This is a genomic window from Pedobacter sp. GW460-11-11-14-TSB4, assembly GCF_059423705.1.
The window spans coordinates 78,023-101,971 of the sequence record NZ_JBWKYI010000016.1; the positions used below are offsets into that span (position 1 = coordinate 78,023).

At 40.0% G+C, this 23,949-nt stretch carries 15 protein-coding genes and 1 riboswitch; of the genes, 2 read left to right on the plus strand and 13 right to left on the minus strand.

Features of this window, described 5'->3' with window-relative positions; all coding sequences use genetic code 11:
- Positions 1-550: 550 nt before the first annotated feature.
- Complete coding sequence (locus AC07YT_RS16060; protein ID WP_086546590.1) at positions 551-1,573, minus strand: winged helix-turn-helix domain-containing protein; 1,023 nt, start codon at positions 1,571-1,573, stop codon at positions 551-553.
- Positions 1,574-1,914: 341 nt separating this feature from the next.
- Between AC07YT_RS16060 and AC07YT_RS16065 the strand changes: the two genes are divergently transcribed.
- Positions 1,915-2,115, plus strand: a complete 201-nt coding sequence (locus tag AC07YT_RS16065) for a hypothetical protein (RefSeq protein WP_086546591.1) — start codon at positions 1,915-1,917, stop codon at positions 2,113-2,115.
- A 116-nt stretch (positions 2,116-2,231) separates the two neighbouring features.
- Here the strand turns inward: AC07YT_RS16065 and AC07YT_RS16070 are convergent, their stop codons facing one another.
- A complete protein-coding gene (locus tag AC07YT_RS16070) occupies positions 2,232-3,668 on the minus strand; it encodes a SusD/RagB family nutrient-binding outer membrane lipoprotein (protein WP_086546592.1) in 1,437 nt (478 codons plus the stop codon).
- An 11-nt stretch (positions 3,669-3,679) separates the two neighbouring features.
- Positions 3,680-6,847: a SusC/RagA family TonB-linked outer membrane protein gene (locus AC07YT_RS16075; RefSeq protein WP_086546593.1), complete on the minus strand. Its 3,168-nt coding sequence runs from the start codon at positions 6,845-6,847 to the stop codon at positions 3,680-3,682.
- A 325-nt stretch (positions 6,848-7,172) separates the two neighbouring features.
- A riboswitch (SAM riboswitch) is annotated at positions 7,173-7,279 on the minus strand.
- Between the two features lie 136 nt (positions 7,280-7,415).
- Here AC07YT_RS16075 and AC07YT_RS16080 point away from each other — a divergent pair.
- A complete protein-coding gene (locus AC07YT_RS16080; RefSeq protein WP_086546594.1) occupies positions 7,416-8,687 on the plus strand; it encodes a peroxiredoxin family protein in 1,272 nt (423 codons plus the stop codon).
- A gap of 551 nt (positions 8,688-9,238) precedes the next feature.
- On the opposite strand, the gene AC07YT_RS16085 is transcribed toward AC07YT_RS16080, so the two are convergent.
- From AC07YT_RS16085 to AC07YT_RS16130, 10 genes are all read right to left on the minus strand, one after another.
- On the minus strand, positions 9,239-10,915 hold the full coding sequence (locus tag AC07YT_RS16085; RefSeq protein ID WP_086546595.1) for a trypsin-like peptidase domain-containing protein: 1,677 nt from the start codon (positions 10,913-10,915) through the stop codon (positions 9,239-9,241).
- On the minus strand, positions 10,912-11,502 hold the full coding sequence (locus tag AC07YT_RS16090; protein WP_086546596.1) for a TlpA family protein disulfide reductase: 591 nt from the start codon (positions 11,500-11,502) through the stop codon (positions 10,912-10,914). The genes AC07YT_RS16085 and AC07YT_RS16090 overlap by 4 nt, the downstream gene beginning before the upstream one ends.
- Positions 11,503-11,569: 67 nt before the next feature.
- Positions 11,570-13,438 carry a protein-disulfide reductase DsbD domain-containing protein gene (locus AC07YT_RS16095; protein WP_086546597.1) on the minus strand — a complete coding sequence of 623 codons (1,869 nt, stop codon included), beginning with the start codon at positions 13,436-13,438 and terminating at the stop codon, positions 11,570-11,572.
- A gap of 20 nt (positions 13,439-13,458) precedes the next feature.
- A complete protein-coding gene (locus AC07YT_RS16100) occupies positions 13,459-14,592 on the minus strand; it encodes a TlpA disulfide reductase family protein (RefSeq protein ID WP_086546598.1) in 1,134 nt (377 codons plus the stop codon).
- Positions 14,593-14,662: 70 nt separating this feature from the next.
- Positions 14,663-16,084 carry a PKD-like family lipoprotein gene (locus AC07YT_RS16105; protein WP_494945409.1) on the minus strand — a complete coding sequence of 474 codons (1,422 nt, stop codon included), beginning with the start codon at positions 16,082-16,084 and terminating at the stop codon, positions 14,663-14,665.
- Between the two features lie 10 nt (positions 16,085-16,094).
- Positions 16,095-16,904, minus strand: coding sequence for a DUF4843 domain-containing protein (locus tag AC07YT_RS16110; RefSeq protein ID WP_086546600.1), 810 nt, complete (start codon positions 16,902-16,904; stop codon positions 16,095-16,097).
- 30 nt (positions 16,905-16,934) lie between these two features.
- On the minus strand, positions 16,935-18,425 hold the full coding sequence (locus AC07YT_RS16115; RefSeq protein ID WP_086546601.1) for a RagB/SusD family nutrient uptake outer membrane protein: 1,491 nt from the start codon (positions 18,423-18,425) through the stop codon (positions 16,935-16,937).
- Between the two features lie 33 nt (positions 18,426-18,458).
- Entirely contained in the window at positions 18,459-21,791 is a 3,333-nt protein-coding gene (locus AC07YT_RS16120) for a SusC/RagA family TonB-linked outer membrane protein (protein ID WP_086549344.1), read from the minus strand.
- Between the two features lie 275 nt (positions 21,792-22,066).
- Complete coding sequence (locus AC07YT_RS16125) at positions 22,067-23,188, minus strand: FecR family protein (protein WP_086546602.1); 1,122 nt, start codon at positions 23,186-23,188, stop codon at positions 22,067-22,069.
- A gap of 146 nt (positions 23,189-23,334) precedes the next feature.
- Entirely contained in the window at positions 23,335-23,919 is a 585-nt protein-coding gene (locus tag AC07YT_RS16130; RefSeq protein WP_086546603.1) for an RNA polymerase sigma factor, read from the minus strand.
- Positions 23,920-23,949 lie beyond the last annotated feature (30 nt).

Here is a 23,949-nt window from a genome sequence, read left to right on the forward strand (position 1 = left end):
AATTGTTTTTATTTTCTTTGGTCTGATTGAGCCCTTCGGGGTTTGTGTTCAATATTTTTTTTAAATTAAATCATCGTTATGAACACAAAACCACTGCGTTTCAGGTTTGTTAGTGCCAGTTGCCCTAGACAGCACCTGTTTTTTTGATTTTTTCCGCTCTTGGGATTGACGGCGTCCTTAGTTAAAATCCGTGCTTTTATTAAAGTTGGTTTGCATTATGCCTAAACTATTCTTAAAAAAAGATGTGTCCACACGATAAAACTAATGTCGGGACACTGTCATCTGGTTTATCAACAAAGCTTGTGTGCTTTTAGCAACATACCGGGAACAAGCCATCCGGTTATAAACCTGGCAGAAACGGTAGCCTCCGATTTCTTCTATCGGAGCTAATTGGATGGCAGGACTGTATTGGCCAGGAATTACAGCGCGGTCGTTTTCAAATAAAAGAATAGCTTTTGATGTAAATTTATGCCGCTTCTTAAGTTTTGAATAAGAAATTACACCAGCAAGAAGCATGAACGAGCTGAATTTGAAAATAATGAAGTTTGCACTAAAGAGAATTCCTTCTGATCAGTTTATTTTCCATGATGTGTTTGATGGGTTTTAAGCTGAGTACAAATTCTGCAGCCAAACGGCCCATATGCGCAAAATCGATTGAAAATGTGGTGATTCCGTCAAATATGATCTCTTTAACGTTATCATCATTATGCGAAAGAATACCTAAATCTTTGCCCACCTTTAAACCTTTTACCTTGGCATCTTTTAACATTTCCCAAAGCTCGAGGTTGTGGATGGTAAAATATACTTTGCCAGGCGCAATACTGCCAGATTCATAACTGTTTTTAATTACGCCATTAATCTTAAACGCTTTTACGAAACGTTTAAAGGAAACCAGCACTTCGTTAGGCTCAGCAGATGATGGTTTAAAAAAGAAAACAAACTCTGAAAATTCTTTTATCCGGGGTGCCAATTCCAGAAAAGCATTGTATGAAGCTTTCTCAAACTCCTGAACAATGTACGAATATTCGCCTTTTAAGGCTACATACCGGTCTACAATGAGTAGTTTTTCTTTTGGTAACTGTTCTAATATTTCTTTGGCTTCGTTACTTTCTATCGGTGCAATAACATATAAACCATACTGGCCTTTATTGCTGTTGATGATCGATTCGAAAACACTTAAATTATTGTGATGGAAGTACACATCAACCTGAATATTTTCGCCTAAATGGTCGCGGAAGTTCTGGTAAAAAGTTTCCTGAAAAGTATCGAATGCATAAATTAATAAACAAACTTTAAGGTGTTGTTCAGTATCATCGGTCGCCACAAAATACCCTCTTCTGTTTTTCGATTCTAAAATCCCCCTGCTGATCAGTTCTTTATATGCCTTGCCAATTGTTTCTTTGGCAAAACCTGTTTCCCTCATCATTTCGTTAACCGAAGGCAGAATATCTCCCTTGGCAATCAGTTTATGGTTTAGGCCATTGATGATTCCCTGTACAAGTTGTTCGTGTTTCGATAAAGAATTTATGATGCTCAAATCCTTGATTTCATTGAACAGCTTTTCCTTATTCATGCAACTCCATTTAGTTTATAATCGATTTAGTTTAAGGTAATTTTGCTCGAAATATATAAATTTAATAGTGATAATCTGTAAAATTTTTATCGTAGCCCTAGCTATTTACCGATAAGAATCAAAAAAAAACATCGTTACAAGGCACTGTAAGCCCTGCAATAATTAGCTTAAAAAACATCTTATCAGGCTTAAAAAAATTACCCTAATTCCTTTTTTTAACCTGCAGAAATAAAAGTATCCCGATGAACAACAAGCATGTAAAATCCTGTAACAACCTCGATTAGAAATCGTCTAAAACTTTTAACGATCTCAAAATGTTTAACTAATAAAAAGAAAAGAACATGGGAATTTTAAAAACAGCAATTATTGGCGCCGCAGTTTATGCTGGCGTAAAATATATTACCAAGAAAGATCCGATCACCGGACAATCGATAGTAGATGAACTATTAGATAAAGCTCTGGAATGGGTAGATAAAGCAAAAGGATACACGGAAGACCTGAAAACCAGGGCAAGCCATGCTGCCGAAGATTTAACCAGATGAATACCTGGAAGAAATAAGGAAGCTCCACAACAGCGGTACCTCTTTCTTTAAGTATTTAAAAGCAAAAACGTCCCGATGTAAAATCGGGACGTTTTTGTTGGTATCAAATGCTAAGGTTAAAAAGCATCAAACCAAAGTTTGGTGGTTAATAAATCGGCACCCTGACTGCTTACCGCATTTTTATAATTCTGGCCGTTTAATGATTGCTCCGTACCAGGATATATGAAACGTACCGGAATTTGTCCGTTCAGCACGGTATTTACTGAAGCGGTTAACTGCGGATAATCTAACCTTCTTCTTTCTGCCCAGGCTTCTAAACCCTGACCAAACAAAGCGATCCACTTTTGCTCACCGATTGATTTTTTATAATTACCAGTATCATATTGTACCGAAACCTGATTTAGGTAATCATCAACCGCACTTCCACCTATACTGTATTGATCAAAGGATGCCCTGATGGCTTGTTTATACAGGTCAGCTGCATTTTCTGTAGTAAAACCTCTTGCAGCAGCTTCGGCCCTATCAAAAAGCAATTCGGCATAACTAAAAATCACAGCAGGTGCTTTTGGTGCTAAAAAATAAGTTCCTGGTCTTGAAGAATTTGCTAAACCTATTGCACTGGCTTCTGAATTTGTTGAGCCATTCGGGATACCTACATAGGTTTGAGGTGTGGCATTATCAGTTTTGCTTGCATAAACGGGTAACCTGGGATCATTTAATGCAAAAAGCTTATCTACGATGGTTTTACTGATCCGGTAATCATTCCGGGTTTCGAATGATGCAGCCACTGGATTTTGCTGTGGCGAATCACTGTAGAGCAGTGTTGCATTCTCCGATTTGCTGTTAATATAAGTGCCACCTTCAGCCTGTACTTCATCAATTACCTGTTTGGCTTTGGCCGGCTCTTTATCCGCAATGCGTAAAGCGATGCGAAGGCGTAAAGAATTGGCAAACTTTTTCCATAAAGCAATATTGCCACTATAAATCACATCTCCACCTACAGCCTTTCCTGAAGCTGGATCTAAAGCGGCCTGGGCTGTCTTTAAATCGTTAAGAATACCATAATAAACATCCTTTTGTTTATCGTAAACCGGCGTCACAAACTGTTTGATTTTTCCAGCCTGTGTATATGGAATATCGCCATAAGCATCAGTAAGTAACAAAAATACCCACGATCTTAAGACCAATGCAACTCCTTTATAATTTGGATTGCCCTGTGCATCGCCCAATTCGATAATTTTATTAAAACCGGCGATACTTTGTGCATAGCCTGTAGACCATAAGGCCGTAAAACTACTGTTCGAAAAGATAAAACGATCTTCTTCCGTATATTGAACTTTAGCCCAATGTTGTGTAAAAAGCAGGCTCGAGTTCATGTTATTGGCTACTCCCCAATAGGTATCCGCTGTAGTTTTAGTGGTTCCGGTAAGTAAATAATCAGGCTGTGGAATTTCTGGTGCATTCGGATTAATATTCACCTCATCCAGCTCTTTATTACAAGATGAAAATGCAATTGCCAAAATAGCCAGTATATATAATTTTTTATTTTTCATGATGGTAAGATTTAAAATTTAACATTCAGGTTGATACCGTAACTGCGTGTGCTTGGGTTAGAAAGACTTTCTAAACCCTGACCATTACCAGTATTAAAAGCTACCTCCGGATCGATATCTACTGTATTGCGGTGGATAATCCAAAGGTTACGACCCACGAGCGATACCGAAACGCCTTGTAAACTTAACGGGCGAAGCCATTTTGCCGGCAGGTTATAACTTAATTTAACCTCGCGGAGTTTTACATAGGAAGCATCGAAAATATTGGCTTCATCAATATTTCTGAACGATTTATAATATTGTTGAGCAGGTAATACTTTTTCATTGCGTTTGCCATCGGCCGTTACGCCATCAAAAACAATCCCATCGTCGTAAACTGTTACGCCTGCCGGAGCTGTTCCGTTTACCCTCACCGTTCCATTCTCTTTTTTGTTACCCGGATAATAATACGAGATTCCGCCATATTCTGCCGCTCTTCCTGGTAATGTAGAAGCCAATACACCTGTATAAGTACCGGTTGCATAAGTTCCATTGTAAATAGAACCACCAAAACTTGCATCAACCAATACCCCTAAACTTATTCCTTTATAGCTGAATGTATTGTACACGCCACCAATCCAATCTGGTGTATATTTTCCTAATACTTGTTTGGTTGGGTTTATTGTTGGCGCACCTGTAGCGTTTACAATGATGTTTCCATTTCCATCTCTCAAAAATGCGGTACCAAATAACGATCCGTAAGGTTGCCCTACCGTAGCAATAACCTGCGCTGAATTGGTAGCAACAACATAATTGGTCAATAATTTTTCTGCATCCAATTCAATTACCTTACTTCTGTTTGCAGCAAAGTTTACATCAATATCCCATGTAAAAGCCTTCTTAACCGGTGTAATTCCCAACTGTGCCTCTATGCCTTTGTTGTTAATTTTTCCGGCGTTAAGCAGTTTTGAACTGAATCCCGTACTTTGACTTACATCTACCGCCAAAATCTGGTTGTAACTATTGGTATTGTATGCACTTAAATCGAATCTCAATCGCTTATTAAAGAAAACAGCTTCAACACCAAGTTCTGTTGAGGTAGTGGTTTCTGGCTTAAGATTAGGATTGAGGTCGATACTACCGGTAGTCAGCTGAGGATTTGCCGTAAATGGCGCACTAAACACATAAGTATTAATCAAACGGTAAGGATCTGCATCTTTACCTACTTTAGACCAGCCTCCACGTATTTTTAAGTAGTTAAGGGCTTCGCTTTTAATATCAAAAGCCTCGGTTGCAACAAAACTTCCGTTAAACGATGGATAAAAATAAGACCTGTTCTGTGCCGGCAAGGTTGATGACCAATCGTTACGGGCCGTGATGTTGGCAAAAAGGTAATTTCTGAAGCCAATCTGCCCTGATGCATAAACACTATAAGATTTTAGCTTTGAAAGATTATTTGATGAAACCAATGGATCGCGGGAGTTTTTAAGGGTATAAAGTCCGGCAATGGCCAGTTTTGGTGCACTTTGATCATTCTGTTCAATATATTGCCTGCGGATGTTACCTCCACCCAGTAATTCGAGACTAAAATCGTCGTTTAACTGTTTGTTAAAATTTAAGGTCGCATCGGTATTGTTCTCATTAACGGTGAAAGCACTTTCCGTGTACGAGCCAAAAGGTGTGCCGTTGGTACCATAAGCAATCCTCACTTTACGCCTATCATTGTAATAATCTGTTCCGGTTCTGAAATTGAAATCTAGTCCGTCAATAATTTTATAATTCAGTGCAACACTTCCAATAATACGGTTACGGTTTTGCGATACAGTATTTTCGTAAGCTACCCAATATGGGTTGCTGTAATAGCTGTTGTTCCAGTTAAACGTTTTTCCATTTTCATCCAAATAATTTTTCAATTGGTTAATATCAACCTGACGACCAAACCAGGTAAACTGCAACATGGTACTGGTTGATCTTGAACCACCTGTTCCAGGTAAGTTATCAGAATTAAGTCTGCTGTAGTTTGCGTTCGCTGTTAAGCTTAGTTTAGGCGTTATTTTTAAGGTAGTATTCAGCACAAATGAATTTTTGCCCTGTCCGGAGTTAGGCACAATACCCACCTGTTTTAAGTTGTTGTATGATATCCGATAGTCGTACTTTTCACCTGCATCTGCAACCGATACGCCATTGTTTAATGAATATCCGGTTTGAAAAAAGTCGCGCACATTATCAGGATGTGCTACAAATGGAACCGCCACTCCTTTCGAATAAAATTGTGGAATTAACCTGCCGTCCAATTTTGGCCCCCAGCTTTCGTCTACTCCATCATTAAGGCCTTTACCTGCGCCATCTACATAACTGAACTGACCTTCTGAACCCTGACCAAAAGCATTTTGATAAACGGGAAGGGTGAGTAACGTTTCCAAAACGGCATTTGAATTGACCTCAATTCCCAATCCTTTTTTCGATTTACCGGTTTTGGTTTTAATGAGGATAACCCCTGCTGCAGCCCTCGAACCATATAGTGCCGCGGCATTTGGTCCTTTTAATACACTTATTGATTCTATATCTTCGGGATTGATATCCGAAATGGTATTGGCATAATCTCTTGCCCCAGCCGAATTTAACTGAGAATTGTCTACCGGAATTCCGTCAACCACAAATAAAGGCTGGTTATTTCCGGCGATAGAGGTTTCACCTCTGATGACTACTCGTGATGAACCCATACTCCCCTGGCTATTGGTTACCCGTACACCGGCTATTTTTCCGGCGAGTGCATTTACCAGGTTGGATTCTTTAGCTTCAGCCAAATCCTGTCCTTTCAATTCCTGAACCGCATAACCGAGCGATTTCTTCTGTCTTGAAATACCCAGGGCGGTAACCACTACTTCATCCAGCGCATTATCGCTCGACTGGAGAATGACTGAAATCGGGCCGGCATTTTTATTGATCTGTATTTCCTGGCTCTTAAAACCGATGTAAGAAAACACCAGGGTGCCTTTATCTGGTGCATTGATAGAAAAAGCGCCCTTCGCATCAGAAATGGTAGCTTGTTTGGTTTCTTTTATTAAAACGGAAACACCAGGGAGTGTTTCACCATCTGCCGACTTTACCGTTCCGGTAACCTTCGCATCCTGAGCGGAAAGCTTTTGTGCGATGAGGAGCAGCAAGATAAACGCTATTGATTTTAAATTTTTAAACATATTGTGTAGTTAATAATTAGTTAAAAGGGATAATAATTTTGGGCAAAACCATTCCACCACGACTAAAACGTGTTTGTTTTTAAAGCAGAAAAGGATTGGTTAGTCTAAAAAAGCCTGTTAAAACGGAGCAATTTTAACAGACTCCACGCATTCGGAAGCCTGCGTTAGGGTTTACATCAATGGATTTCAGCTCGTCTGTCTTTTTCATTTGAATGATTTTATTTAATGCATAATTTAATTTCAAGAACGCATTCAGGGCAAAAAAAAAGCACCCCTTAAATCAGAAGTGCTCCATATAATTCTTATAAGGATAACGCAAACAACTGACTTAACTACCCCAGATTCATCCGGGATGGAATTAGCACCATTTCTAAAAATTAGATGGTTGCTAAGGCTTCACAGGGCCATTCCCTCCGCCTTTCTTGATAAGTATTTTAAAATAACTGGGGCAAAGGTATAATTAATTCCATTTATCCTATAGTTTTTATAGATTTTTATTCAAATATTTTTTCTTTGGCAATTACATCCCTATATTTGTCGACTAATTTAGTCGATTAAGCACATCCCAATGAAACTCAAATCCCTATTAACAACCCTATTGGCCATATCAACCACCTTTACCTATGCACAGGAACATACAGCATTAGCAAATAACCAGGCGAAAAAACTTCAGGAGAAAAAACAAAAAACTTTTGTTGCCCTTGGTAGCTGGCGCGGAATAGCTAAAGTAAAGGAAGGATTAGAAATCCCCTTCAACTTCGAGATCAGTGAAAAAAGCGGACAGCAGAAATTATATTTTCGTAATGCCGAAGAGCGTTTTGAGGGCGGTCTGGTCAAACAAACATCCGATTCACTTTTCGTTAAACTGGACCAGTTTGATAACGAACTCGCCTTTGCCATAGACGGCGACCAGTTAACCGGTACATTAAGGAAACAGGATAACACGGGTAAAGCTTTGGTGATTGTTGCCGAGCGAAAAAATTACCGTTTCAAAACAACAGCTAAACCTGCAACGGCAGATTATTCCGGCAGTTATGATGTGGTTTTTAAATCGCCTAATGGCAAAGCGGAAAAAACAGTAGGTTTATTTAAACAAACGGGAAACAAACTTACAGGTACTTTTTTACGGGTAACCGGCGATTCGCGTTACCTGGAAGGTGTTGTAGAAGGAAATGAATTTCAACTTTCGAGTTTTATTGGCTCCTCTCCTGCCTATTACAAAGGAACTTTCCAGGCAGATGGTTCGTTAACAGGCGAAATTTTAGGTGCAAGGGGAAGTCAGCCTTTTACCGGAACCAAAAACAAAGATGCAGCCCTACCCGATCCTTACCAACTTACCTACCTGAAAAAAGGATACAAAACACTTGATTTTAGCTTTCCTGATGTAAACGGTAAAAAGATTTCGTTAAAGGATGAGAAATACAAAAACAAGGTCGTGATTTTAACCATCACCGGAAGCTGGTGCCCGAATTGTGTTGATGAAGCTACTTTTATTGCGCCATGGTATAAAGAAAACAAGAAACGCGGTGTCGAAATTATAGCTTTGCATTACGAACGCTCAACCGAACCTGAATATGCAAAAAAAGTGATGACGCGTTTCCGCGAACGTTTCGGCATTGATTACGACCAGGTTATTGCAGGCACTGCCGATAAACAGGTGGTATCTGAATCGTTGCCTGCACTCGATTCTTTTTTATCGTTTCCAACGACGATAATCATTGATAAACAAGGCAATGTAGCACAAATCCATACTGGTTTTAATGGTCCTGCAACCGGTAAATTTTATGATGAATTTGTGAAAGAATTTAATACAGAGATTGATACCTTGCTGAAGAAATAAGCATTTCTTATCGGTTGGTGTCTCACCAACCGATATAAAGTGTTGGTCGGTGAGACACCGACCAATAGCATAAAAAACATTAATAGTAGCGCAGGCAAACCGCTCCAAATAATAATAATGCATCATGCATCTTTTTTGTAAAGCAGGTGCAGTGCCTTTCGGTTTGGGCAGCCCTTCTTTCCGCTTCTATCTTTTTGTGAATGAATTACATAAACAATTAGTCTTGCACAAAAAGGATAGCCGCTTCAATAAGGTTTATTAAACAAAGGCCTGTTCATTTAACACAAATATGCCCTGAAGAAAGATTCTTGCCCTCATTTTTTACATTGCCCGTCGTAACTAGCCCCGGGCGTAGTGGCATCCCCGAAGCGCAGCGGAGGGATACAGCGAAGCACGGGAAAAAACTTTAATAGTAGCACAGGCAAGCCGCTCCAAATAATAATGCATCATGTATCGTTTTTGTAAAGCAGGCTTAGGCAATCCTTATTGGTCGGTGAGACACCGACCAATAGAATTTCCGTGACTTCCGTGTTTCCGTGGCGATAACCAAGCTACTGAACAGTCTTTAAAAGAAAACTGATCATGCTTTTCTTTGGAACCACCACCGTAGTCGTCCGGCTAAACCTGGCGATATTGATCCCATAAAAATTACCTTGCCAATCGAAAACAGGAGAACCGCAGGCATTGGGTTTAATGGCTGCATCGTGCGTAAAAACAGCATTAAAACCATCCCTCCTCGCTGATTTACCACCTTCAAATTTCTCAGCTGGGTGGTTAGAAACCGATTGCCCCCGTCCTTCCAGTTTAAAAGTTTTCTTCATTTTCCCGACAGGATTTGTCCATTCAAACGTCACTTCATCATCTGCCCAATATTTTAGCAGTTCAGGGGCAAATTCACTGGCCTTTTTCATAGGCATCCCATTCATGCTGATCAGTTCATCGCCTACTTTTAGCCCTGCTTTTTCTGCCGGACTACCTGCTTTAATTAAAGAAAACTGAACAGGGCTGGAATTGTATACCACCATTGCGCCCAAATAAGGCTGGTTGTTAATTTTGGGTAAATTAAATAGTGAACTACCCAAAACACTGTGCATCACTTTGCCACCCGGTTCAACAGTATATAAAAACCTTCCCATTTCTATTTTAAGGGTGTCAGATGAATTAAGATCTAAATCGATTCCGCCGGTAAGTTTCTGATCAACCTGAAATAAAACAAGATCGTTTTCCTGATCTTTGGCCATTAATTGGAGTGGAACAGCTGATCCATTGTTATCCAGTCGGGCATTTTCGCCTACCATGGTATGTTTACTTAGCAGAAACTGTTTTTTAGTACCACCCGGCATTTTAACATTGAATAAAGTGGCAATTATCTCCTGATTCTTACCTTTTAGACTACTTTTAATGAAAAAGCAACTGTTTTTAAAGCCTGGTATATCAAAATCAGGATGAAATGCTTTTTGTTTGCTTTCTTTTTGAAGAACCCTTAAAAGCGGATCTGTTTTAACTTCATCCACCTTTTCGGGAAAAGCCGTATAAAGTGTTTCGCTGTTCAAAGCTGTCCAATACCGGCGGTAAAGGTCAACAGGAATTTCGAAGTTCATTTCTTCAGAAACATCAATGGCACTGTGCAAGCCAATAACACGGCCATAATAATCAAACAGCGGACCTCCAGAATCGCCCGGTTCCATTTTGCAGGTGGAGCGGATAAAACCGTATTCATTTTTCACTTCGGCAACAGTTCCCAATCGTAAAGTTGGCAGGGTTTGGTTTAGGCTTTCGGGATAAGAAATACTGATACAAGGTTCATTTTTAAGCAAACTTGCTGAATAACCCATCTCGGCAAATGGCCAGGTGCCTTTATCGGTGATTTTCATCAGTCCCACATCTGGAATGCCAGGGGTATCTTTATTCTCTATTTTACCTAAAGCCAGGGCAATGCATTCGCGCCCGTCAGGAAAAAAAACCTTATAATTTTTACCTGGTAAAATGGTGTGTGCTGCAGTTAAGATGTAGCCATCGGCACTCACCACTACCCCGCTAAACTGAGCACTGGTTCTTTGGTTCTGCTGCACATCGAAACCCCACATCCGTACACTCGCCGGGTATGCTTTTTTAACCGCTTCGGCAATGGTTTTCTGGAATTTGACAAGCTGTTTTTTCTGGGCCACAGCATTTAGGCTGAGTAGCACGCCTATCGTTATCGCAATTCCCTTGATATAGTTATTCATGATGATTTAGGATTTTTTGCCAGCGTAATCCGCTCAGAAATTTCCTGGAGTGCATCGGCATCGGTTCCGGTGAACCCGGTGAGTTTAAATACAATATTCCCTGCTTTATCGATAATAAATTTGGCAGGAATGGCACTAACGCCATAATCTTCAACCGCAGCATTATGCCCGGCGCCATCTTTCAGGTCCATCAGCACCTGAAAATTAAAACCCGATTGAGTGATGTACTTTTTTACGTCTTCAAGTGGTGTTTTGGTGGTTTCCCAGGTGTGGATAAATAAAAATTTTACAGCAGGATCATTTTTATAGGTATTAACGGCCAGCTGCATAGCCGGAAAAGATTTTTTGCAGGGCACGCACCAGGTGGACCAGAAATCGAGTACAATTACTTTCCCTTTTAGATTCTTTAGGGATACCACATTTCCGTCGAGGTCTTTTAAGGTAAAATTGGGTGCAGGCACGGTTATCATTTCTGCCAAAAGCTTGTTATGAAGCGAATCGGCTCTCTTAACAGCAGATTGTGCCCATAGTGAAGTACAGGTTACACAGAGCAAAGCCAAAAGACAAAGCCTGAAAAAAGGTTTCATATTTTAAATTAAGGGGTTAAAAAAACAGCAAGGCCATTTTACCGGCCATGCTGAGCGCATAGGTAGACTAGATGAGTATCTCCAATATCTTTTCTTTTGGTGGATAACATTTGGTTTCATCACAGACCTGGTAGTACAGACCGCATTTAATTTTAGTGCCGGCTTTTGCCTTACTATAATCGACCATTATCCTAAAGTTTGCCTTTCCTTCAAAAATAAACATGCCATCGTTACCTGGATATGGTACTGCTGCTGTTGTTTTCCATTCCTGATCAGCAACTGCACCTTCAGGAAGTTCGAGTCGGGTTTCGGTAACCACAAATGGATTATCTTTAGCAACATAAGCATAAATATGCCAGCCTTTTAAAATTTTAGCCTCGATAAGCAAACTGTCTTTTTTATCACCATTACCGGGAATAAATCGTGCTGAAACAGCTACCGGATCGGCCGTGGTAGGTTCTCCGCTTACAATGGCTTTTGGCAATTGATAACTTTGCTGCTGACCAACAGGAACATTTTTTCCATAGGTATTCACCATGAATTTAAAACCACCGGATTCGGTGTAAAATAAATGATTTCGGTTTTGGTTAAGCCAGTTTCTCCAATCAGCCGCTTTATTAAACTTTTCGGTGGTGTAACGTTCGAGCAATCGTTGCGCCATGGCGACCTCTTTATTGGCTTCCAATAAACTGATGCATTTATCTAAAAGGGCTACTTTACGGTTCGAAATACCTAATTTTTGTGCATCGCGGTCTAATTGAAGCGTATACACACCAGAAGGATAGAAATACTCATAATTTTGACGGTAATACTTGTGATATAAACTGATGTTGGTACCATAAATGGCAAACAAACTATCACCGGCAAAACCTTTCACATAATCTTCAAAAGATTGGGTATCGTTGGTTACCGGCATCTTCAAAAACATTTCGTTGCCATGGCCAATATCTTCACCCTTTGCTTTTTTATCTTTTAATTCCTGCTGCATTTTTAGCATCCGAAGATTACCTTCGCGCCTCGAAGCAATAGCCTGATTATAAAGCTCTTTGCTTAAGCGGTAAATCAGTTCATCTATACAACTACGGGTTTCGATCTGTACTTTTTTAACAATCGCCGGAAGGTGATCGAACTTTTTGATGTAACAAACGGCATTTACAAAAACATCTTTGGCTTCATCCGTCATATAATCCGGAGATCCTGCAAAACCCCACATCAGGTAATTTCCCTGACGACCTAAGGCCACTGCTTCGGCATTTTTAAGACAAACGCCACCTGAAATCGATTCAGCATCAGGCGAATCGTTAAATCCCTCACCATGCGAAACCATGCCAATTAAATAAGGCTCTTTAGAAGAAAAACCCTGCTTTACCACTTGCCACATATCCATCTGCTTTGGCGTTGTTGCTGCTTGATGACCGTTAAAAAAAGAACCTGGTGTCGGTTTTTTCACCAGGGTTAGTTTTACGGCATTTGGGGTATTAAAAATTGGGTGACTGGTTTTGATATTCAAAGCCTCATTATCCAGACACTGACAATACCAATCGAATTTCAGGCCTAAAGGCAAGCCAACATTGGGTGCCATGGCATGCATTAAAACCATCGGCCGGTTAAAGTTTGCGGGTATGTTAACCGGGCCGGCGTCCATCAGGGTTACATCCACCTCATCAGACATTTTAGCCTGATAATCAGCCACATCAACAACCTTAACTTCAGTAAAACGTTGTTCCAGAAAGGCTTTAAAATCCGCCATCCTGGTTTTGTATATTTTTTCGAGGATGTTTGGTGTAGTTGAATAATACACTACATTTTTCGGCATGGGTTTATCGGGATTATACCCAACATATAAAACTTTTAAGGCAATCTTCTCCTTGTATTTCCCACGCCCAAAGGTGAGCAGCGAAACCAGCATCAGGCAAGCCGTTAGCATCTTTTTCATGATCTATTTTTTATCAGTGGTTAATTGAATATCTCCGCCAGTTTTTTATTCAAAGGTTCGCCACGTAAACCATTGCCGATAATTTTGCCCTGTGCATCAACCAGAAAACTTGCGGGTACCGCACGTACGCCATACAAACGCCCCACTTCATTGTTCCAGCCTTTTAAATCAGATACATGAATCCAGTCTAAACCGTCTTTTTCAATCGCCTCTAACCAGCGTTCTTTTACATTATCCAATGAAACCGATATAATTTCGAAGCCCTTATCTTTGTAGGTCTGGTATTGTTTTACCAGGTTGGGGTTTTCTGCTCTGCATGGGCCACACCAGCTTGCCCAAAACTCAACTAACACCACTTTACCCTTTAAACTGGCCAGCGAGACCGGTTTACCGACAACATTATTCTGCGTGAAAAGCGGGGCAACATTTCCGACAGCAGTAATGCCGCTTGCCGCAATACGTTGAGCCAGTTCTTTGCCCATATCTGTTTCGCGGTATGCTTTGTTTAAAGCGTTAAAAAGCGGTTGAACTTTGGCTACATCTACCTTACTTCCGGCAGCTTCTGAGAGCGCCACTAAAGCGAAATAAGATGCAGGGTGTTCTTTGGCAAATTGGAATTGTTTGTCTGTTCTGTTCTGGATATTTTTTCTGTACCGCAGATCGACAGCTTTCATGTAAGCCGTATCTTTTTTCTGCTCGGCTGTACCACTGTTAAAATCAATATTAACCGCTTTGGTAAGGGCCATAATGGTACCACCAATGGCTTTGTTATAGGCATCATATTCCTGATAAACTTTAGATCCACTAAAAACAGCATTTTCTAAAGAATCTTTTGAAGTGATGCTAACCTGCTCTTTACCAAAATAAAAGTAAATCACATCGCCGGTATACACCGCCTTACCTTTACCTCCACCGGTATGATCGAGTGCCATACGGGCATAGGCATTGCCAGAAATATGTCCGGAAAATTTAAAAGTTCCGTTAACAAGGACTACAGAATCCTCGTGACTTACGCCATTGTCCATATAATCGATATAAGCCATTGCCGGTGCACCCAGCGTACCTATTTTACCTGTTAAACTAAAATTTGAGGTTTGTGCCCAGGTTAAAACCGGGAACAGAAAAGCCAATACTGCTAATTTTATGATTTTCATTTGTATGTTTCTTTATGGGTTAAATGAGTTCCATGTTTAAGATTTTTGACATCCTAAACATGGAACAGGGTTATTTTCTGATGGCGATATCAACCGGAGATCCCGGTATTCCTTCGATCTTTTTAATGAATACGCCATTCATTCCGGTACTGATATTGAGAAATGAAACGGTTTCTTCTGTTCCGACCATCAGCGTTTCTTCATCATCGGAAAGTTTTAGCATCGAAATTGTTTTTCCACTAAAACTCGTGGCCAATTCTCTTAATTCTTCATTTACAGGGTTGTACCGGTAAACCTTACTGCCGTTGGCAATATAAATTACGCCGTTTTTAGCACCACTCCATTTTGTATTTTCATTAATTAATTCCTGGCGTGCAAAAAGACGTTTGTGTTGAGGTGTAAAGGTAAATGGCCCGTTAAACTGCACATTGAACTTTAATTCATAAATCTTTCCATCGGTTCCTTTACAATAGGCAAAACAATCTGCGTTATTGAGTTGCTCCAAATGAACAAGGTCCATACCTACATTTACAGGGTCGAAAGCACTTGTTGTGGTCACGGCGTATTGGGTGCCAAAATAAACAGGCGCTCCATAAAGATTAATCCGGACAAATTGCTTTCTGTTTCTGTCGAAACCAATAAAATAAGTTGCCGATTGCGTAAAACTCATTACAAAAGACGGTGCCAGTTCATAATCACCATCAGCAGGTAAACCAAACATTCCGTAAGTAGCTGCCTGATCCCAGGTGCTCGTTGTTCCACCGTAAAATTTACCATTCACAATCCCCATCATCACGCCCTGAGGATGTGAGATCAGTGAACCTACTTCAAGATTGTCTGGCGTGGTAAAGAAGTTATTTTTGAGCGTATTTGGATATTTTGGATCTTCCTGCATGGTATTTGGTTCCAGCCTGATTCCGCCATTTTTGGTGATAATCCAATAACCCAATAAGGTGCCACCCGTAAATGTATTCCTCAGCAGAAATAAATTCGTAGGGTTCGCAGGTAAATCTTTCCCCTGCATGGCCCTGTACAAACGGGCCTGTACGCTACCATCTGGTTTTACAAATGAAAACTGTGTAATTCCATCTTCAACACTTAATACCGTTGTACCACTGGCAAATTCGGTTCCGCCGTCTACATAAAAATTATGGAAATATTTCATTCCGTTCGCTTTGTTGAAAACGGTAAGACGGGCAGCATATCTTTTAGCCTGCAAACCAAATATGATCCTTAAGGCCGGGCCGGTATAAAGAACATCGTTCCCCTCCATTACACTGATTTTCCATTGAAGTTCTACATTCGCAGCATCGGGACCTTCTATTTTTGGTTTGATGATCAAACTATCACCTACACTCGCGGTATAAACAGAATCCAGATTAACCAGTTTAGGCTCAACAGGCATATCAATATCATAATTGCCTAAGTCTTTGTGGCATGCGGCTAAAGAAACCACACCTGTTATTAGCAAGATTAATTTTTTAATGTTCATGTTTCTATGTTTAAATAACCTCATTGCCATTTTCGTCTATAAAATAATATTTACCATTCTGCATATTTTTTCGCAAAAGCGTTTTCTTGGCCGGATTGCTTTTATTGTAGAAATAGTAGCTATCGGTATTACCCGCGGTTACCTCTTCAATTACATAACCTTTTGTTTGATTTTTAGTAACCCAGTTAAAGGGATTGTTTAGCATAGTGGTTAATAAACCTATGTAATAGAGGTTTTTTGGTGCATCTAATCCATCGGTCGTAAGAGAAGTCTGTCCGGTTACCAGAATAAACAATTCGTGTTTGGTCCTCGAATAAGGAGGTAATGGCCAGGTGTCCCACCAGTTTGGTTTTTCCAGTTTGGAGGAGAAAACTACTTTTGCCCTGATCAGATAAGGGTTTTCGATGCCCAGATCTGATGTGCCCGTTAACTTGATCAGTATCGAAACCGATCTGTTTTCGAGTTCCTTATCCTTGTTATAAATCACCACGGGAATGTAGCCTATTCCGCTGTTCGGAAGAATTGAATATTGGGCTTTTAAAGGTTCGTAATGAATTCCCGGTGTGGCCGTAGAAGAATCGACGTCTACCTTTGCACTAAATTTGCGATCTGCATCTGTTCTGATTCCCGATAAACGAACCGGAAGCCATACCGTATCCTGGGCGCGTGTAGGATTATAGGCAAAGGTCCTCACGATACTGTCTTTATCGCCATTATAAATGTCGAAATAAACATTTGCGCTGTGATCAAAACGCATTTCTTCTGCTTTCTTGCAAGAAACAAGACAGATGATTGCGAATATTAATATATATATTTTCATAATTTGCTATTAATAGAATTTCAAATGGTTTTATCTGCCACCATAAACAATCTCATCGTTAGGAAGAGGGAGCACAAAAATGTTATCGGAAGCAGGAATGATGACACCGGTTTGGCCTACTATGCCTCTGTTCAGCCGCTTATACATATAGAACAGCTGGCCTTCTGCTAACCACTCTTTACGTGCATCCTTAAGTAACTCTTTTATTAAATCTTCTTCATTATTGATGGACAGGGGATCACCTATTTGTCTGGCTTCACGAACCTGTTTAAGATAATTGACCGCAGCTGTGGGATTGCCTGCATATGAACACTCCGAAGCAATGTAATACATTTCACTTAGCCTGATTGCAGGAGCCATCAGGTAATGTAGATTCGCATTTACTTCAGCACTTAAAGGGTTTCTACGGTATTTAACAATGTCGTAAGATCTTGACGATTGACTCGATGTAGCCGACAGCCAGTATTTATAACGTGAATCACTTGCTCCGGCCGTTGCTTTTTCATAAATATAATCTGCAGCGTCTTCAATCAGGTAAAAACCTCTGGTGCCACTTTGAAACCAATTGTCTTTTATATCTTTTGCTGCGCCAGGGATATACCATCCAAAAACAAGTTCCTTATACAGGATACGGTCTTTCTTGGAATCTTCGAATGCCTCGAAATCACTTTTAGCGGTCCATGGAAACTTTTTTGAGTCGATTACCTCTTTCGCGTTCAGTAAAGCTTTAACCTTATCGTTTTTATAAAGATAAACCCGGGCAAGCGTTCCACATACCGCATAATAATTCAAACGATGTCTTCTGTTCTGCAGGAAAAGACTTGGATTTTTCTCCTCGGTATTTTTCAGCGAATCGGTAACCAAGGGATAGTTTACAATATAACCGGCACTCCGAATCGGATCGGCAACCAACAGTTGTTTCGACTCTTCCAAATCCCTGATAATAAGATCCATGGTTTCTGATACGGTAGAAACCGGAGTAATCTCTTTCGTGTATTTGTTCGCATAGGGAATTCCTTTTGCCGAAGGGTTTCTCAAATAAGAGGGTGCAAAAAGACGCAACAGGTCGAAATGCAGATATGCTCTTAATGCCAGGGCTTCTCCTTTGATAATGGCATAGTTACTCCCGCTAAAAATGTTCTTTTTTGCATCTACATTTTCGAGAATCAGGTTACAGTTTACAATTGCATTGTATAAGCCTGCCCATATTTTATCCTTGCGTTTGATAAACTCACCATGTTTATAATTGTACAATGAGGTTTGTCTGTAATCCTGTCCGTCTTCACGCATCGAAAAATTTTGGGCCAGCACTTCTGTTGTACCAAATGTGAGTTCTTTACCGTAGAGATCTGATTCTGTGCTACGGTTATACACGCCGTTTATGGCTTCCATAAAACCACTTTCGGTACTGAATAAAATCGGAGCAGCTATTTCTGATTCTGGCTCAACTTCCAGCCATTTTTTGCAGGAACTCAATAAACCTGTTATTAAGATGAGGCAGATTAACAATCTAATCTTCATATTTTTATATTTTAAATCTGTTAATAATATAGCTTAAAAAGCTGCTCTAATTGAAAAGGTTAAACTCCTGGTAAACGGATAATTAATTCCCCTTTCTTCTTTTACTGATGACCAACGCACCAAATCATTGGCCGTCACCTGAAACATCAGACTCGTCATTGATAATTTAGATGCGAATTTTTTATTCATATCATAAGAAACGTTGAGTGACTGAAGGTTGATCAGATTATCAGGTTGTATAAATCTCGAGCTCACATCGGTCTCGCCATTATCTGCTATATTCTTATAAAAAGAGAGATCGCCAGATTGCTTCCATTTTTCTTCGAATACACGCTTATCAACGTTATATTTTGGATCAGCATTTTCAACCCGCTCTACCAGGGTGAGGTTATATTTGTCGCCCCCGAAAAAAGTTTGAAACTGCACATAAAGACTAAATCTTTTGTAGTTAACCGTTCCACCAAAGTAGCCGCTCACTTTCGGATTAGGATCGCCTATTACCACATAATCTCTCTTATCATAATCATAGGTAAGTGTACCATCTTTTTTGATATAGAGCTCACGTCCGTTTTCAGGATCTATGCCCAGCGACCGCACACCATAAATGGCATTAAATGGTTGTCCTTCGCTAAACCGAAGTAAGGGAATCCCTCTGTAACCGCCATCTCCTGGTTTCAACGACTGCAGTTCGTCTGCCCGATCATTGTATTTTTTTAAGGCATTTGAAATTCTCACTACTTTGTTTCTGTTGGAAACCATGCTTGCATTCAGGTTTACCGACCAGTCTTTGCTTCTTACAGCATCTACGGTTAAGCCCAATTCAGCACCTTTGTTCTCCATGTCGCCAAGGTTTTCTTTATAGGATAGAAATCCTGTTGATGGCGGTAAGGTAATATCAGCCAAAATATCTTTGGTAAACTTCTTATAGATCCTCGGCGTAATCATGATACGATCTTTAAACAACCCGATATCGATACCAATATCCGTCATCCTCGTTTTTTGCCAGCCCAGGTTTTCATTCCCATAATTGTTTACGTTGGCACCAATACCCGATGAATACCAATTTCCGGTATTATACTTATAAATGGTTTTTGATAAGTAAGGATCAAATTCTACCGAACCCGTTAGTCCGGTGGAGGCCTTTATTCTCAACTGGCTAATGACATTATTGCCCTTAAGAAATTCTTCCTGGTGTACATTCCATCCTAATCCGAATGACCAAAAAGGAGCCAGTTTGTTGTTCACTCCAAATTTTGAAGAACCATCAATACGAACAGTTCCATCCATCAGGTATCTATTTTTATAGGAGTAGTTCATGGTAAAGAAAGAGCCAAAAAGTCGTGCTTTTTCGAGCCTGCTTTGAGGTTTTCCATCTTCAGCATAACCCTTGGCAAAGCCTATACTGGTAAAACGATCATTGGCAAATCCGATAGCCGTAAATTCTTTTTGATCGCGCAGCTCTGTGCGGGCATTAACCCCTACCAATGCGTTAAAATAATTGTCACCGATCTGCTTGAGCCAGGTTAACCTAATATTACTATCCCAATAGGTTTCCTTCATTTCCCTGTTCATGTATTCCCCCTTCTCCTCTATTTTATCTGTTGTGTACAGGTAATATTTATTTGCCAGCGGCGAGGTAAATACATCATCAGAATTCGATCGTGTGGTTATGCTCATTTGAGCCCTTAACCGAAGGTTCTTAGCCACCTCTACATCCGCAGAAAGGTTATCAATAATTTCGGTGTACTTGGATTTATTGAAACTACTTAAAGAGGCATCATACAATGGATTAAAAACATATTCTTTCGATCGGTCTTGTTTTTCATATACATCCGAAATCCGCATAATCATGCCATTGGCATCCTGCAATGGATAATAGGGATTCATCCGTACATAATTAGAAAAATCGCCATAGGGAGATTCGGTAGCGCCCACTTGTGTTATGGATAACTCATTTCTGAATTGAATTTTGTTCAGATTATACTGAAAACTCATTCCACCTGAATATTGATTCCTTTCAGACCCTTTCATGGCTCCGGGTCTTGTTTGGTAGCGAAGGTTTACATTATACCTAAAGGCCTGTGAACCACCATCCAGATTCACCGCATGTTTATGTCCAATCGTGTTACGCAGGGGTTGCGATAGCCAATAACTGTTAACGCCACCAATCACATTGGCTTTTTTGTGGTAATATATTTCATCGAGCTGATCCTGAGACACCTGTTGTTTCGCAGAATTGTATAATCCTGCCAGGACTTCATAATCTAGTTTTTCAGCTGCATTTAAAACCTGGTAATCACTTAGGTCTGCAGCAGTAAGATTCAATTCGTAGTTGTATTCTACCCTTAATTTCCCTTCAAGAGGTGTTTTAGTGGTAATCACAATTACACCATTGGCTGCGCGTGAACCATAGATTGCTGTTGCCGCTGCATCTTTCAATGAGGTAACTGATGCAATTCTATTCACATCCAAATCGAATACTTTCTGCACGCTTACTTCATATCCATCGAGCATGAAAACAGGCATGTTTGCGGTTCCAAGAATGTCGTCCCTCCTTAACACCTGCCCATCACCGCTTGGCAGTGCAGAAGCGCCTCTAACATTGATGGAAGGAATTCTGTTGGGATTGGAGCCTGCCAGATTATTATCGATCAGTTTAAATGAAGGATCGAATGTTCCAATACTTTGAAGCAGATTTTGTGGATTTACCCTTTTCAGCTGATCACCAGATATGGTTATCGCATTACCGGTATAGTTATCTTTTTTAATCGTTTGATAACCCGTTACCACCACATCGTTCATTTGGGTTAATTTAGCGTTAAGCTTAATCTCAAGTGTTTTTCCTCCTGTAGCTTTCGCTTCTAACAAGTCGTAGCCGACATAACTAAACACCAGAATACTTCCTTCATCAACATTGACTTTAAATTCTCCTTTATCGTTGGTAACGCCTACACTTGCACCATTTTTAACGGAAATGGTAACACCTGGAATGGTTTCACCTGTCGTTTTATCAAACACTACACCCTTAACTTCAACTTTTACAGCTGCACGTTCTGGTGTAAGAGCTACATTTTCCTGTCTACTGATTACGATCGTTTTGTTCACAATGCTATAGCTCAAGTTTTGATCTTTTAAAGAAGCATTCAACGCATCTGTCAACGATGCCTTAACAAACTCGACGGTAACATCTGGTTTATCCTGCAGCAACTGACCTTTGTAAAAGAAAAAATAGCCCGTTTGCTTTTTTATCTCCTTAAAAACTTGTTTAAGCGAGGTTTTTCTTCGAGAGAGCGTTACTGTTTGGGAGAAGGTGGCTGCCGACAAATGTAAAGCACCGACCAATAGTAAGATTGTAGTCAATTTCATGACCAATAAAAATTTAATCTTTACCCTCCGCATGTCGCACACGGGGTTGTAAAGGGTAGTTAATTTCATACCTTTGTAATGAATGAGGTTAAAAAATAGCAGCTGGGTTTCGAAGCAAGCTGCTTGTCCAAATTTCTACCGGAAGCGTTGTCGCGCTTTCGGTTTTTTTTAAAGGTAGAATGCTAAATTTCTGGTAGTTTTTTCATCATAAAGTTTAGTTAGTTCGTGAATTGGTTGGTTGATTTCTCGGCTGTTTATAGAAAAGCCATTCTTGTTTAATTTCCTGATACAGTAAGTATTTTACCCTTTACCTCAATATGTACATGGTTAAGTTCTAATATTTTAAAAACCTCTGCCAGATTACTGTTCTTCGGTATTTCGCCTACATATTTTTCTGGTCTGATTTTGCCCTGATAAACCACATCCACATCATACCAGCGCGAAATTTGCCGCATAACGGTTTGCAAATCATCATTATCGAAAGAAAAAATATTGTTCTTCCAGGCCATTTCTTTATCGATATCGACCTGTTGATTGACAGATAACCTGGCATTGTATGCATTAAACTGCGATTGTTCACCCGGGTGCAGATTTACCGTGGCCGATGCAGCACTCACTTTTACGGCACCTTCTAACAAGGTGGTTTTAACCATAGGCTCATCGCCGTAGGCGTTAACATTAAAGTGTGTGCCTAAAACTTCTACGGTTTGGGCATCTGTTTTTACCCTGAAAGGACGGGTATGGTCTTTCGAAACTTCGAAATAGGCTTCTCCATTTAGCTCAACTACCCTTTCGTTTTTGGCAAATGCATAAGGGTACTTTAAGGTTGTGGCTGCATTAAGCCAAACTTTTGTACCATCAGGCAGGCTTACCTGATATTGTCCACCTCTTGGCGTTGCAATGGTATTTGAGCCGCTAATAGCCGCAGCATTCGGAATTTCTTTGATAATATATTCGAGCTGGCCGTTTTTAGCCTTACGGATGATGATACCATTTTGATTGGCAATCTGACCATTTTTAGCATCATCCAGATCGACAACAGTTCCATCAGCCAGTGTAAGCACCGCCTGATGTCCGCCAGGAAGAATATCTTTCAGTTCTGTTTTGGCTGTTAATGAGGTGGCATTGCGCTGTACAATAAAATAAAGTCCTAAGCTAAAGCATAAAATAATACTTGCCGCAATGGCAAAACGCTTAACCATAACCATTTTTAAAGACCTGCTGCGAGGACTTAATTGGTTCCAAACTTCCTGTTTACTGGATTCTATAAGTGCATGACTGGGTGCTTCTTTTTGAAAAGTGAGCTGAAGGTACCAATCTTCAATAATAGTCACCTCCTCAGGCGTACAGTTGCCCGCAAGATATTTATCTAAAAGCTTTTTCGCATTTTTCTCCATCAAAAAAGAAGTTTGTTTGGTTAATTAAAGTATATACGGCGAAGGTATAGCCCTGGGGGTATCGGAAAATTATTTTTTTTTAAAATATTTACAATACACCTTATTTTAAAGAGAAAAGACTGCATTTTTAAGCAGTTTTCAACAGATTACCGATAGGTTTTCAAAAGAAAAGCAACATAAACCACCAGCCCTAACCGCGATTTAAGGATTCTTAGTGCTTTTTTAACCTGTGTTTTAACCGTTAATTCAGAAAGCCCCAGTTCGAGTGCAATTTCTTTATGCGATTTATTTTCTTTTCGACTTAAAATAAATATTTCGCGCATTTTGGGTGGCAAAGCATCAATTTCCTGCTCAATTAATAGTGCCATTTGCTTTTCTCGCACCCGATAATCAGTCGATACGTGATCCTGATCGATGTAATCCTGTAAAGAATCAACGTATTTACTTTCTACTTTTTGATGCGCAAACACATCCAGTACACGGTTACGCACTGCTGTGTATAAATAAGCCGATAAATTACCGTCAGGAGCAACCTGCAAACGTTTCACCCAAAGCGATTCGAATAACTGGTGTAATACATCTTTTGCTTCTTCCTCATCATTTAAGCGCCTGCTGGCATGGATAAAAAGTAGTCCATAAAAGCGGTTATAAATTTCAGTAAAAGCCAATTCGTCACCTTGAGTTAACAAGAATGCCAATTCGCTATCAGAATATGAACCGTAAACACGCATAGAGATCACACAAAGATAATACAAATACAA